The organism is Methylobacterium oryzae, assembly GCF_036441375.1.
In the GTDB taxonomy this organism is placed as follows: Bacteria; Pseudomonadota; Alphaproteobacteria; order Rhizobiales; family Beijerinckiaceae; genus Methylobacterium; species Methylobacterium oryzae_A.
In genome coordinates, this window is the sequence record NZ_MLCA01000001.1 from 1367989 (window position 1) to 1381602 (window position 13614).

At 70.1% G+C, this 13614-nt stretch carries 11 protein-coding genes; 3 read left to right on the plus strand and 8 right to left on the minus strand.

Annotated features, from left to right (window positions below; genetic code table 11):
* Positions 1-62 precede the first annotated feature (62 nt).
* The 3 genes from MOTC310_RS06530 to MOTC310_RS06540 all read right to left on the minus strand — a co-directional run bounded on the left by MOTC310_RS06530 (position 63) and on the right by MOTC310_RS06540 (position 3487).
* Positions 63-1019 (minus strand): carbohydrate ABC transporter permease, encoded by a 957-nt coding sequence (locus MOTC310_RS06530; RefSeq protein WP_331301201.1) that lies wholly within the window; start codon positions 1017-1019, stop codon positions 63-65.
* Positions 1020-1042: 23 nt separating this feature from the next.
* Positions 1043-2353 carry an ABC transporter substrate-binding protein gene (locus MOTC310_RS06535; RefSeq protein WP_331301202.1) on the minus strand — a complete coding sequence of 437 codons (1311 nt, stop codon included), beginning with the start codon at positions 2351-2353 and terminating at the stop codon, positions 1043-1045.
* A 72-nt stretch (positions 2354-2425) separates the two neighbouring features.
* The gene (locus tag MOTC310_RS06540) at positions 2426-3487 is read right to left on the minus strand and encodes an ABC transporter ATP-binding protein (RefSeq protein ID WP_331301203.1); all 1062 of its coding nucleotides are present in this window, start codon (positions 3485-3487) and stop codon (positions 2426-2428) included.
* 277 nt (positions 3488-3764) lie between these two features.
* On the opposite strand from MOTC310_RS06540, the gene MOTC310_RS06545 reads away from it, so the two are divergent.
* From MOTC310_RS06545 to MOTC310_RS06555, 3 genes are read left to right on the plus strand one after another with little or no spacing between them, the layout of a single operon-like run.
* On the plus strand, positions 3765-4958 hold the full coding sequence (locus MOTC310_RS06545; protein ID WP_331301204.1) for a fumarylacetoacetate hydrolase family protein: 1194 nt from the start codon (positions 3765-3767) through the stop codon (positions 4956-4958).
* Between the two features lie 16 nt (positions 4959-4974).
* A complete protein-coding gene (locus MOTC310_RS06550; RefSeq protein ID WP_331301205.1) occupies positions 4975-6384 on the plus strand; it encodes an FAD-binding oxidoreductase in 1410 nt (469 codons plus the stop codon).
* 10 nt (positions 6385-6394) lie between these two features.
* Positions 6395-6676 carry a DUF167 family protein gene (locus MOTC310_RS06555; protein ID WP_331290671.1) on the plus strand — a complete coding sequence of 94 codons (282 nt, stop codon included), beginning with the start codon at positions 6395-6397 and terminating at the stop codon, positions 6674-6676.
* A gap of 121 nt (positions 6677-6797) precedes the next feature.
* On the opposite strand, the gene kce is transcribed toward MOTC310_RS06555, so the two are convergent.
* From kce to MOTC310_RS06580, 5 genes are all read right to left on the minus strand, one after another.
* The gene (kce, locus tag MOTC310_RS06560) at positions 6798-7727 is read right to left on the minus strand and encodes a 3,5-dioxohexanoate:acetyl-CoA acetone transferase (protein WP_012319850.1); all 930 of its coding nucleotides are present in this window, start codon (positions 7725-7727) and stop codon (positions 6798-6800) included.
* Between the two features lie 2 nt (positions 7728-7729).
* On the minus strand, positions 7730-8653 hold the full coding sequence (locus MOTC310_RS06565) for a 3-hydroxyacyl-CoA dehydrogenase (protein ID WP_331301206.1): 924 nt from the start codon (positions 8651-8653) through the stop codon (positions 7730-7732).
* Between the two features lie 193 nt (positions 8654-8846).
* Complete coding sequence (locus tag MOTC310_RS06570) at positions 8847-11405, minus strand: branched-chain amino acid ABC transporter ATP-binding protein/permease (RefSeq protein ID WP_331301207.1); 2559 nt, start codon at positions 11403-11405, stop codon at positions 8847-8849.
* Positions 11406-11419: 14 nt separating this feature from the next.
* Positions 11420-12295, minus strand: a complete 876-nt coding sequence (locus MOTC310_RS06575) for a branched-chain amino acid ABC transporter permease (RefSeq protein ID WP_331301208.1) — start codon at positions 12293-12295, stop codon at positions 11420-11422.
* A gap of 7 nt (positions 12296-12302) precedes the next feature.
* Complete coding sequence (locus MOTC310_RS06580) at positions 12303-13562, minus strand: ABC transporter substrate-binding protein (RefSeq protein ID WP_331301209.1); 1260 nt, start codon at positions 13560-13562, stop codon at positions 12303-12305.
* Positions 13563-13614: the final 52 nt, after the last annotated feature.

Sequence of the window (13614 nt, forward strand, 5' to 3'; positions counted from 1 at the left end):
GGGCCGCGCCTCCAGCACGGAGTTGAGATGCGGATCGGCGTGGGCGGGCGGTGCGGGCGCGCTCATCGGTCGTTCCCCCCGGATTGCCAGGCCCTGCGCTGCAGGCCGAACCACGAGATGCCGATGGCCGCGAGCAGGAACGGCACCATGGCGGTGGCGATGGCCGCGCCCTCGCCGAGCGTCCCCGAGAGGATGCCGCGCTGGTACGACAGGGTCGCCATCAGGTGGGTGGCGTTCACCGGACCGCCGCGCGTCATCGCCCAGATCAGCTGGAAGTCGGTGAAGGTGAACAGCACCGAGAAGGTCATCACGACCGCGATGATCGGGGTCAGGAGCGGCAGGGTGATCCGCGAGAAGATCTGCCAGTTGGAGGCGCCGTCCAGCGTCGCGGCCTCGTAGAGCGAGGGCGAGACCGTCTGGAGGCCGGCGAGCAGCGTGATCGCGATGAACGGCACGCCCCGCCAGATGTTGGCGAAGATCACGCAGGCGCGCGCCATGGCCGGCTCGCCGAGGAAGTCGATGTTGCCGTCGATCACCCCGAGATGGCGCAGCGACCAGGAGATGATCGAGAACTGGCTGTCGAAGATCCACCAGAACGCGATGGCCGACAGCACCGTCGGCACCACGAACGGGATCAGCACGATCGACCGGATGATCGACTTGAACGGCATGTTCTTGTTGAGCAGCAGCGCGAGGTAGAGGCCAACCCCGAACTTCACCACGGACGCCACCGCCGTGTAGAGGCAGGTGTTGAACACCGAGAGCCAGAAGACGTCGTCGTCCCAGAGCCACTCGTAGTTCTCCAGACCGACGAAGACGCCCTCGCGGCCGATCCGCGCGTTGGTGAAGGACAGCCAGATGCCCTTCAGGAGCGGGTAGGCCAGGAACAGGCCGAGGATCAGCGCCGTCGGCAGCATGAACCAGAACCCCGCCCAGCCGCGGCTCGCGCGCACGCGCTGCCAGGCCGAGCGGGTCGGGATTGCGGCCGGGGCGGGCTGCGTCAGGGCCGTGTTCGCCATGGTCTCGCCTCCGGCGCGTGCGGTCAGGTGTTCCGGAAGATGCGGGTGGCGGCGCGCTCGGCGTTCTTGATGGCGCCCTTCACGTCCTCGCGGCCGGTGCAGTGGCTGGCGAACATGTCGACAATCACGAAGTCGGCCAGCACCGCGGCGATCCGCTCGCTCACCGGCGCGAGGCCGCCCGCCGCCAGGGAGCGCCGTCCCGCCTCGGCGAAGACCGCGTTCTTCGGGTCGCTCGTCCAGATCGGATTCTTGGGATAATTCGATAGGGGCTCGCAGAGGTAGCCCTGCGCCGCCTCCAGCCAGGGATTGTAGTTCGCCGCCTCCATCATGAAGGCGATGAAGGCCTTACAGGCGTTCGGCGCCTTCGAGTACTTGAAGGCGAGGATCGGGAAGGCGAGCTGGAACTCGGTGGGCTTGCCGACCGGGCCGATCGGCCAGACGGCGTGATCCATGTCCTCGGCGAGCTTCGGGTTGTCCTTTTTGGCCGCCGCGTAGATCGAGATCCCGTTGTTGGTCAGGTACAGGTCGCCGGCCAGGAACGCCTTGTTGTTGGACGAGTCGTTCCACGACACCGTGCCGGGCACGAAGGTCTCGTACAGGGACTTGACGTATTCGAGCGCCTTGGCGGTCTCGGGCGAGTTGATGACGATCTTCTCGTTGGCGTCGACGAGGTTGCCGCCGTGGGACCACAGCGCCCAGTGGCACCACGTGTTGCCGTCGCCGGTCGCGTGGCCGAGGGCGAAGCCGGCCGGGGTGTTGTTCTTCTTCAGGCCGCGGCAGAGTTCGAGGAAGCCCGCGGTGTCAGTCGGGAACTTGTCGAACCCGGCCTTCTTCATCGCCGAGATGCGGTAGTTCGGATAGCCGCCGTTGAACGCGACGGGGATCGCGATCCACTTGCCCTTGACCTTGCCGTAGGCCTCCGCGGACGGGAACCAGGGGCCGTACTTCTTGCCGAGGGATTCCGCCACGTCCTCGAGCGGCAGGCACTTGTCGGGGAAGAGCGCCGGGAACGAGAAGAGCCCCCAGACCATGTCGGGCCCTTGGCCCGTATTGGCGGCGACCGACGCCTTGGGCTGGATGTCGTCGAAGGATTCGTTGGTCACCGTCACCTTGACGCCCGTCGCCTTGGTGAAGGCGTCGACCAGCCTCATGAAGGCCTCGTCCTCGGCCGGCACGAAGCGCTTCCAGCGCAGGAGCGACAGGCTCGCCCCCGGCTCGGGCTTCCATTCCGCGCTCTGCGCCCAGGCTCTGGCGAAGCCGAGAAGGTCGCTGCCGGCGGCGAGGCCGGTGGCGGCGGCGCCCGCGAGGAGGGACCGGCGATCGAGAACGGACATCGTTTCTTCTCCCTCGGTGATCCTGAATCTGCGGGCGCCGCGCGCCCCACCCCGCGCCGGATCCGAAGCGGGTCAGCTCGGCAGGCGACGGCCGGTCTCGGCGTCGAAGAAGTGCACGCGGTTCGGCCGCAGGAAGACGGTCTCGCCCGGCCGCTCGCGCACGCGCTCCCGCAGCACGCAGGTGAGATCCTGGCCTCCGGCCCGCACCGCCAGCATGGTCTCGGAGCCGGTCGGCTCCACCACGGCGACCTCGGCGGGGATCCCGTCGGGCGCGAGGTCGAAATGCTCCGGCCGGACGCCCAGGATGAGCGGCCGACCCTGGACGGCGGAGGGCGCGTCGGCGAGCGGGATCGTCAGGCCGGTCTCGGTGATGAAGCTGAGGCGCCCGTTCGCCCGCACTTGTCCGGGCACGAAGTTCATGGCCGGGGAGCCGATGAAGCCCGCGACGAACAGGTTGTCGGGCCGGTCGTAGAGTTCGAGGGGCGGCCCGATCTGCTCGACCACCCCGTCATGCATCACCACGATCCGGTCGGCCATGGTCATGGCCTCGATCTGGTCGTGCGTGACGTAGATGGTCGTCGTCTTCAGGCGCTGGTGCAGCTCCTTGATCTCGGTGCGCATCGCCACGCGCAGCTTGGCGTCGAGGTTGGAGAGCGGCTCGTCGAACAGGAACACCTGCGGGTCGCGCACGATCGCCCGGCCCATGGCGACGCGCTGGCGCTGACCGCCCGAGAGCTGGCGCGGGTAGCGGTCCAGCAGGTGGGTGAGACCGAGGATCTGCGCGGCCTTGTTGACGCGGAGGTCGATCTCGGAGGCGGGCGCCTTCCGGATCCGCATCGAGAACGCCATGTTCTCGCGGACCGTGAGATGTGGATAGAGGGCGTAGTTCTGGAACACCATGGCGATGTCCCGCTCCTTGGGCGGCACATCGTTCACCACGCGCTCGCCGATGCGGATCTCGCCGCCGGAGATATTTTCGAGCCCGGCGATCATCCGCAGGAGGGTTGATTTCCCGCAGCCCGACGGGCCGACCAGGATCACGAATTCGCCGTCCCGGATATCCACGGACACGCCGTGCAGGACATTCGTCGATCCGAAAGCCTTGCGAACCTCGCGGATTCCCACCGAGGCCATGCTTCCTCCCGATCACGGCCGCTCTATCGGCGGCTCTAGGACGGCAGTACAAATGAGGGGCCGGGGGAAAGCAAGCGGGGGTCTCGGCAAAGCTACAGATAATCTTGGATCTGTCAGGCGGGCCCGCTCGGCGCCCGTGACGAGCGCGGCTCGGTGAAACACACGGCGGGATGACGGGCCGCCCGGAATGCTATGGGATCGCGCGCCGGCCACAGTGCCGGGGCCGGGCCCTTCGCGCGCGGACATCCAGGGGCAGACATCCAGGGGACGTGAGCACATGTCGTTAACGGGCCTGACCGCGCGGGAGATCCTGCCCGCCGATGGATGCCGGGGTGCCCTCGCGGGCCGGGTCTGGCGACCGGACGTCGCCGGCCCGAGCGTCGTGGCGATTCGCGCGGAGGCCGACGGTTCGGCCCGGGTCATCGATGTCACGGCCGCCTTCGCGACAATCAGCGACCTGTGCGAGACCCCGGATCCCGGCGCCGCCCTGCGGGCGGCCGAAGGCGCGGATCTCGGCAGCCTCGACGCGATCCTCGGCAACACCCCGCCCGATGAGCGCGACCCCGCCCGGCCGTGGCTTCTCGCGCCGGTGGACCTGCAGGCCCTCAAGGCCGCGGGCGTGACCTTCGCCACATCCATGCTGGAGCGGGTGATCGAGGAGCGCGCCCGCGGTGACCTCGCCGCCGCCTCCGCGATCCGCGCCGAGGTCGAGCGCCTGGTCGGCCGCGACCTGCGACGGCTGAAGCCCGGCTCGCCCGAGGCCATGGCTCTGAAGGAGGTGCTCGTCGCGCAGGGCGCCTGGAGCCAGTACCTGGAGGTCGGCATCGGCTCGGACGCCGAGATCTTCACCAAGGCGCAGCCGCTCTCGGCCGTGGGCTGCGGCGCGGATGCGGGCCTCCATCCGGACTCGCATTGGAACAACCCGGAGCCCGAGGTGGCGCTGGCGGTCACCTCCGACCAGCGGATCGTCGGCGCGACGCTCGCCAACGACGTGAATCTCCGCGACTTCGAGGGCCGGTCGGCGCTGCTCCTCGGCAAGGCCAAGGACAACAACGCCTCCTGCGCCCTCGGGCCGTTCCTGCGCCTGTTCGACGACACGTTCGGTCTCGACGATGTGCGCCGCACCACCGTGACCCTCGAGGTCACCGGCACGGACGGTTTCCGGCTGGAGGGCACATCGCCCCTCGCCGAGATCAGCCGCGACCCGGAGGAGCTGGCGGAGGCGCTCATGGGCCGCACGCACAACTATCCGGACGGCGCCCTCCTCCTCCTCGGCACGATGTTCGCGCCGATCCAGGACCGGCACGGGCCGGGCCTCGGCTTCACCCACGCCGACGGCGACCGGGTCGTGGTGGCGAGCCCGGAACTCGGCAGCCTCGTCAACCGGATGCGCCCCTGCGACGCCTGCGAGCCCTGGACGTTCGGCGCCCGCGCGCTGATGCGCAACCTCGCGGCGCGTGGGATTCTGTGACAGAGCGTCGGCCGCCATGCCGCCCACGATCGAGCCCGATCCCGCCGAGATGATGCCGATGACCGACGCTCCCCTCCTCGACCGCCTCGCCGCGATCGTCGGATCGTCCGGCCTCGTCACCGGCGACGAGCTGCGCGGACGCTCGGCCAACTGGACACGGCCGACGGAGCCCTGCGCGGCCCGCGCGCTGGTTCGGCCGCGCGACACTGCCGAGACCAGCGCCGTCCTGGCGGCCTGCCGCGCGGCGGGCGTTTCCGTCGTGCCGCGGGGCGGCGCCACCGGCCTCGTCGACGGCACGCTGTGCCAGCCCGACGAGATCACCCTCTCGACCGAGCGCATGACCGGCATCGAGCCCGTGGATCCGCTCGGCATGACGGTGGTGGTTGGCACCGGCGCCACTCTCGAGAGCGTGCAGGACGCGGCGTCCGCCGCGGGCCTGTTCTTCCCCCTCGATCTCGGTGCCCGCGGCTCGGCGACGATCGGCGGCGCGATCTCCACCAACGCGGGCGGCCTGCGGGTGCTGCGCTACGGCATGATGCGCGAGATGGTGCTCGGCCTGGAAGCCGTGCTCGCCGACGGCACGGTGGTGTCGTCGATGCGCCCGCTGATTAAGAACAACACCGGGCTCGACCTAAAGCAGCTCTTCGTCGGCACCGAGGGGACGCTGGGCATCGTCACGCGGGCGGTGCTGCGGTTGCGTCCGGAGCCCGCGGGCTACGCCACCGCGCTGATCGCCTGCCCGGGGGTGGACGACGGGGCGCGGGTGCTGCGGGCGGCCCAGAGCGCCTTCCAGGGGCGCGTCTCCTCCTTCGAGGGGCTGTGGCCGGACTTCTACCAGCTGATGACGGCGCCCGGGCGCGCGACGCCGCCGCTCGGCCACGACTACCCGTTCTACGCGATCATCGAGGTCGAGTGCGTATCCGAGGAGGCCGACCGTTTTCTCGGGTTGCTCGAAGGTCTGATGGGCGAGGGTACGATCCTCGACGCCGCCATCGCCTCTTCGGAGGAGCAGCGCCGGAGCATGTGGCGCATCCGCGACCGCGTGGAGCACCTTAACGCCGACGGGATCGAGCGCGCCTTCGACGTCAGCGTGCCCCTGTCGAAGATGGACGGCTACGTCCGCGGCGCCCTCGACCGGCTCGCCGCGATCCCGGGCTGCCGCGCCGTCGTCTATGGGCATATCGGCGACAACAACCTGCACTGGAACACGACTCGGCTCGACGCCGCCGGCAACGCGGCGATCGACGCGGCGATCTACGAGCCGCTCGCGGCGCTGAACGGCTCCGTCTCGGCGGAGCACGGGATCGGGCTCGAGAAGCGCGCCAAGCTGAAGCTGTCGCGCTCGCCCGAGGAGATCGCCGTCATGCGGCTCGTGAAGCGGGCGCTCGACCCGGACAACCGGCTGAACCCGGGCAAGATCTTCTGAGGGAATCGCCGTGCCGATCCGCCTGGCGGTGCGCCTCACGCCGCGCGGGGGCCGCGACGTCGCGGAGGGCTGGGCCCGCGACGAGAAGGGGCAGCCCTACCTGAAGGCCCGCGTTGCCGCCCCTCCGGTGGAGGGCGCGGCCAACGGGGCGCTCGTGGCGCTGATCGCCAAGGCGCTGAAGATCAGCCGGGGCTCGGTGCGCATCGTGAGCGGCGATCAGGGCCGTCTGAAGATCCTGGAGATCGACGGCGTCGCGCAGGCGGATCTGGACCGGGTGTTCGGCCAGCCCTGATCAACTGCCGACGTCTCTGCGAGCGCGGCGAAGCGAGCCAGCCGCGCCACGCTCACCATCGTCCCGCCGCCCTGGATTGCTTCGCTGCGCTCGTAAAGACGGAACGGTCACACCGACGCTCTCAGAACGCGACCTTGTCGCCGCCCTTCAGCGCCAGGATCTCGCGCGCCTCGTCGGGCGAGGCGACGGCAAGGCCCAGCCCCTCGATAATCGCGCGCACGCGGCGGACCTGCGCGGCGTTGGTCTCGGCGAGCTTGCCCGGCCCGTCCCAGAGGCTGTCCTCCAGGCCGACCCGGACGTTGCCGCCCATCGCGGCCGCCATGGCGGCGATGTTCATCTGGTTGCGGCCCGCCCCCAGCACCGACCAGCGGTACTGGTCGCCGAACAGCCGGTCGGCGGTGCGCTTCATGTGCATCACGTCGTCCGGATGCGCGCCGATCCCGCCCTGAAGGCCGAACACCGTCTGGATGAACAGCGGCGCCTGAACGAGACCGCGGTCGAAAAAGTACTTCAGGTTGTAGAGATGCGCGGTGTCGTAGCACTCGAACTCGAACTTCGTGCCGTTCGGTCCGCAGGTCGTCAGGATGTGCTCGATCTGGCCGAACGTGTTGCGGAAGATGATGTCCTTGTTGCCGAGGTAATCCCGCTCCCACTGGTGCTTCAGATCCTTGAAGCGGTCGAGCATGCCGAACAGGCCGAAATTCATGGAGCCGAGATTCAGCGAGGCGACCTCCGGCTGGAAGGTCGCGGCCGGGCGCACGCGCTCCTCGATCGACATGGTCGGCGCACCGCCGGTGGTGATGTTCACCACGCAGTTCGAGCGCTGCTTGATCACCGGCAGGAACTTGGCGAAGGCCTCGGGTGTCTGGTCGGGCTGGCCGTTCTCCGGATTGCGGGCGTGCAGGTGCACGATGGCCGCGCCCGCCTCGGCGGCGCCGATGGCGGCGTCCGCGATCTCCTCGGGCGTCACCGGCAGGTGCGGCGACATGCTGGGCGTGTGGATCGCGCCCGTCACCGCGCAGGTGATGATGACTTTCCGCTGTGAGGCCATGCTCAGTCCTTCTGTGAAGCCTTGTGGGCGCGGAGCGCCGCCAGCCGCGCATCGCGGCGGTTCATGCGGGCCGGCAGGTCCGCGGGCGCCTGCCAGTTCGCGAGGATCGCCTCGGTGGCGGGCGCCTCGTAAACACGCGGCGGTGCCGGGTCGGCGGCGAGGTTCTTGTAGAAGCCGGTGTAGCGCGCGCAATAATCCGCGATGCCGCCGGGCGCGTTCAGCTCGATGGTCTCGAACGGCCCCATGAAGCTCCAGCGCAGGCCGAGCCCGTCCGAGACGGTCTTGTCGAGATCCTGCGGGGTGACGTAGCCCTCCGACGCGAGGCGGAACGCCTCCGCCAGGAGAGCACCCTGGAGGCGATTGAGAATGAAGCCCTCGATCTCCTTCAGCACGGTGATCGGCACCTGCCCGATGGCTTCGTAGGTGGCCCGGGCGCGGTCCAGCACCGCCGCATCCGTCCAGGGTGCCCCGGAAATCTCGACCAGCGGGATCAGGTGCGGCGGGTTCACCGGGTGGCCGATCAGGCATCGGGACCGGCCGGGCAGGCCCTCGGTGAACAGCGAGCAGCGGATCGCCGACGACGAGGAGGCGATGACGGCCTCCGCCGGCGCCAGGGCGTCGAGTTCGGCGAACAGGCTCCGCTTCACGTCGAGCCGCTCCGGGCCGTTCTCCTGCACGAACGCGGCCCCGTCGAGGGCGTCGGCCAGGGTCGCGGCGGCGCAGATGCGCCCCGCGGCTCCCTCCGGATCGGGGCAGAGATCGTTGGCCGCGAGCGTCCGCAATCCCTCGGCGCAGAGCGGCACCGCGGCCTCGGCGACGCCGGCGGCGGCATCGAACAGCCGCACGTCCCACCCGGCTCGGGCGAAGATCATCGCCCAGGCCCGGCCGATCAGGCCGGCGCCGACGATCGCGACGCGCTCGGTCATGGAGTCACTCCCGTGTGCTGCGCACAAGATCCAACGCGCGCCCGCATCCCGAGGTGCCGGAGCGCGGCGGAGACCTCGAAGGAGCCCTCCGGCCGGCGGCGCGATCCCTGGAGACCTCCTGCGAGGCCGCTCCGCGGCAGCCCGGGATCACTTGGGATGCGGGGGGAAGCCCCATGACGGGCACGACCGACCCTCACAGCCACAGCACCTTGCGCCGCAACTCCTGATCTTCGCGCAGGAGGCGCGATTCGCCGGTCCATTGGACGCTGCCCCGCTCCAGCGCGACCGTGCGGTCGGACAGCGCCAGGGCGAGATCGAGGTGGTGGTCCACCAGGATGATCGCGATCTCGCGGCGCAGGCGGTCGAAGGCCTCGAACAGCTCCTCGGTCACGGCCGGCGACAGGCCCTCGAAGGGCTCGTCGAGGAGGAGGAGCCGCGTATCGCCCGAGAGCGCTCGGGCCACGGCCACCATCTGCTGCTCGCCCCCCGAGAGGCGCGCGGCGTCGACGTTCCAGCGCTGCTTCAGCCGGGGGAAGAACTCCAGCACCTTGTCCTCGTCCCAGTGAATTCCGGCGCCGGTGAGCCGCCGCAGCCGGCCGAGCCCGAGATTCTCCGCGACGCTCATCCCGGCGAACAGCGCCCGGCCCTGCGGGACGTAGCCGATGCCGAGCCGGGCGATCCGGTCGGGCGACAGGCGGGCGATATCCTTGCCGCCGAGCACGATCCGGCCGGCGGCCGGCGGGGCGGTGCCGATCAGGGTCTTGAGCAGCGTCGACTTGCCGGCGCCGTTGCGCCCGAGGAGCGCCACGACCTCGCCCCGGTGCACCGCCAGGTTCACCCCATTGAGGATGTGCGACTTGCCGTAGAAGGTATCGACGCCCTCCATGGCCAGCAGCGTCTCGGCCTCCGCCGCGCTGGCGCGCGGCTTGGCGGCGATCGCCGCGGTCCCCGAGCCGAGATAGACGGCCTGGACGCGGGCATCGTCCCGGGCATCCGCCACCGAGCCGTCGACCAGCACGGCGCCGTCGGCCATGACGGTGACGCGGTCGGCGAGGCGGAACACGCGGTCGATGTCGTGCTCCACCAGCAGCACCGGGATGTCGGCCGAGAGCGTCTTGATCAGGTCGCCGACCCGCTCGCGCTCGGCCGCCGCGAGCCCGGCGAGCGGCTCGTCGAGGAGCAGCACGCGCGGCCGCGTGGCCAGCGCCAGACCCATGTCGAGGAGACGCTGGCCGCCGTAGGACAGGCTGCCGGCCTCCGCCCGCTCGATGCCGGAGAGGCCGGTCCAGCGCAGCAGCTCGGAAGTGTCGTCGGCGATCTCGCGGATCGCCAGCGCATCCCGCCAGGGGCTGAAATGCGCCGTGTGCCGCGCCTGGACGGCGAGGCGGACGTTCTCCTCCACCGACAGGCCCGGGAACAGGTTGGTGATCTGGAAGGAGCGCCCGAGGCCCGCCCGGGTGATCGCGTGCGGCTCCAGCCCGGCGATCTCGCGGCCGTCGAGGCGGATGCTGCCCGCGCTCGGCCGGAACATCCCGGACAGCAGGTTGAAGGCCGTGGTCTTGCCGGCGCCGTTCGGGCCGATCAGGGCGTGGAGCGTCCGGTCGGCCACCGCAAAGGACACGCCGCGCACCGCCGCGACGGGGCCGAAATTCTTCTTGATTTCGTCGGCGACCAGCACCGGCCCGTCGCTGCGGCCCTCCGCGATGAACCGGGCCGGGACGCGGCCCGAGGCGCCGGCGCGTCGGGCCGACATGGCGGCGCCCTCGGCGGCCACGCGCCGGAACGGCTTCAGCAGCCGCGCCGCGATGCCGACGAGCCCGTCGGGTGAGAACACGATGAAGGCGACGAACAGCAGGCCAAAATACAGGAGCCAGTCGGCGGTGTAGATCGACAGGAACTCGCGAAACAGGATGTAGAACAGCGCGCCCAGCGCCGGCCCGAGGAACGAGCGCATCCCGCCGATCACCACCATGGCGAGCAGCTCGCCCGAGAAGGCGATGGAGATCGGGTCGGCCGAGGTGAAGCGGTGGCTGTAGGCCGAGAGTGCCCCGGCCAGCCCGGTGATCGTTGCCGAGATCACGAAGGCGGCGAGCTTGTAACGGTTGGTGGCGTAGCCGAGGAAGCCGGCCCGCTGCTCGTTCTCGCGGATCGCCACCAGCACGGAGCCCATCGGCGAGCGGCGGAAGCGCCAGAGCGCGATGAGCACCACGAAGGCGACGCCCGACACCGCGGCGTAGTAGGCGCCGGGCTCCTGCAGCGCCGCCCAGCGGTGCAGGTTGCCGATGCCGTTCTCGCCGCCGGTGAGGTCGGTCCAGCGGAACGCGATGGCGTAGAGCATCGCCGTGAAGGCGAGGGTCAGGAGCGAGAAGTAGACGCCCCGCCGCCGCAGGATCAGGCCTCCGGCCACCAGGGCCGCCAGCCCGGTGATCGCCAGCGCGCCCAGCAGCGGCAGTGCCATATCGCCGGGGAACAGCTGGGTCTGGAGGATCGCCACCGCGTAGGCGCCGATCCCGAACCAGGCCCCGTGGCCGAACGAGGTCAGCCCGGTCCAGCCGACCAGGATGTTGAGGCCCAGCACCGCGAGGGCGAAGATCACCACGTCGGTGGCGGTGATCAGGGTCAGGCCGATCGCGTCGAGGGCGAAGGGCAGGACGATCAGGGCGGCGAGCGCCGCCCAGAGCTGGCGGCTCTCGCGCAGGATCAGGCCGCGCTGCGGCGGGGCGAGCGGCAGCGGCTCGGCGGTTCCGGACATGGGACGCTCTCCGCTCACTCGAACCGGGCGATGTGCTCGCCGAACAGGCCGCGCGGGCGCAGCAGCAGGACGAGCACCATGAGGGCGTAGACGGCGGCCTCGGTGGCCGGCGGGTAGGCGTAGGCGGTGAGGCCCCGGACCACGCCGACGATCAGCGCGGCGAGCACCACGCCCCAGAACGAGCCGAGCCCGCCGATCACCACGACCACGAAGGCGAAGGTCAGGATCTCGGCGCCCATGGCGGGCTGCACGCCCGTGACCGGCGCCATCATGGTCCCGGCCAGCGCCGCGAGCCCGACCGCGATCGTCACCACCGCGGTCATGTAGGGCCGGAGCGAGATGCCCAGCGCCGCGACCATGTCGGGGTTCTGCACGCCGGCCCGGACCACGCGTCCGAAGCTCGTCCGCGTCAGGAGCAGCCACAGGCCGGCGACGCAGGCGAGGGCCACCACGAGGATCGAGAGCCGGTAGCGCGAGTAGATGAGGTCGCCGATGAAGACCTGCCCGCGTAGACACAGCGGGATCCCGAACGGCACCGGCGCCGCCCCGAAGGCCATGCGCAGGGCCTGCTCGGCCACCATGGCGAGCCCGAAGGTGAGGAGCAGCCCGAGGGTCGGGTCGCCGCGGTAGAAGCGCCGCAGCAGGAAGCGCTCGATCAGGAGGCCGAGCACGCCGACCAACAGCGGCGAGGCGACGAGGGCGCCGCCGAAGCCGATCGTCGGCGTCAGGAGCACCGTCAGGTACGCGCCGATGGCGTAGAAGGCGCCGTGGGCGAGGTTCACGATCCCGCCGAGGCTGAAGATCAGCGACAGGCCGAGCGCGATCAGCAGGTACTGCACGCCGATCAGCAGGCCGTTGAGGACCTGCTCCAGGATGAAGACGAGCTGCATGGACGCCTCACGCCGGGAAGGTGCAGGCGTTCTCGTCGCGAGTGGTGGCGAGTATCTCCAGGTTCTCGCCCGGACCGGGCAGAGGCCCGGTCGAGGAGAAGATGTCGTAGGGATTCTTGACCTGATCGGCCGGCAGGGCGGTGATCGCGAACATCTCCTGCATCAGCTCGTGGTCCCAGGGGCGGAAATAGCCCTCGCGGACCTTGGCGATGTCGAACTTGGCGCCCGATTCGAGGTGCTCGACGACCTTGATCGACTCGGTCGACTTCAGCTCGTTCATCGACTGGGCGACGACCTTCATCGCCGTGTAGTCGCCCCAGCCCTGGTTCTCCGGCGGCTTCTTGTACTTGGCCTTGAAGGCGGCGACGAACTTCTTGGCCGAGGGCGAGTCGATCTGGTGGTGCCAGATCACCGGCCACGTGCCGAGGAAGTTGCCAGGCCCCGCGCCCCAGGCCAGCGCCGTGTCGAAGCCGAACCCGGCGACCGGGAAAGGCAGGCCGAACTCGCTGTACTGCTTGAGAAAGTTGGTGATCTGCGCGCCCGCGAGGTTGCAGATCACGAGGTCCGGCTTGGCCTGACGGAGCTTCAGCAGGAAGGGTGAGAAGTCGGTCAGCTCGGTGGGGATCAGGTCCTCGCCGACGAGGGTGGCGTCGTTGGCCGCGAAGTACTTCTTCGCCTGCTTCAGGAGATCGTGCCCGAAGGCGTAGTCGGCGGTGAGCGCGTAGACCTTCCGGCCCTTGATCAATCCCCGGTCGAGCAACGCGCGGCCGCAGGCCCGCACCATCATGGTGTTCTGCGACTCGACGTGGAACATGAAGCGCTTGCAGTCGGAGCCGCGCAGGGCGTCCGAGTTCGCGCCGGTGTTTATGAACAGGATCTTCTCCCGCTGCGCCACCTGGCTGATCGCCAGCGCCGAGGCCGAGTTGATCTCGCCGACGAGGCAGGCGACGCGGTCGCGCTGGACCATGCGCTCGGCCTTGGCCGAGGCCGTCTGCGGGTTGACGCTGTCCTCCGAGAGCAGCTCGACCTTCCGCCCCGCGATGCCGCCGGCCGCGTTGATCTCCTCGACCGCGAGCTGCGCCGCCTGCACGGCGAACTCGCCGAGCGGTCCGAGGAAGCCGGTCCGCGGGGTGAGATGACCGATCCGGATCACCTCCGACTGTCCCTGGGAGAGCGCCGGGCTCGCGAGCGCCGGCGCGAGGAGCGCCGCGCCGCCGGCGCGCAGGAGGCTGCGGCGAGAAAGGGAATCCCCGTACCGGTCCGTCATCGTTCCGCTCCCGTGCGTGTCCTCCAGCCGGGTTGTTGCGGCGGGCTCTGAC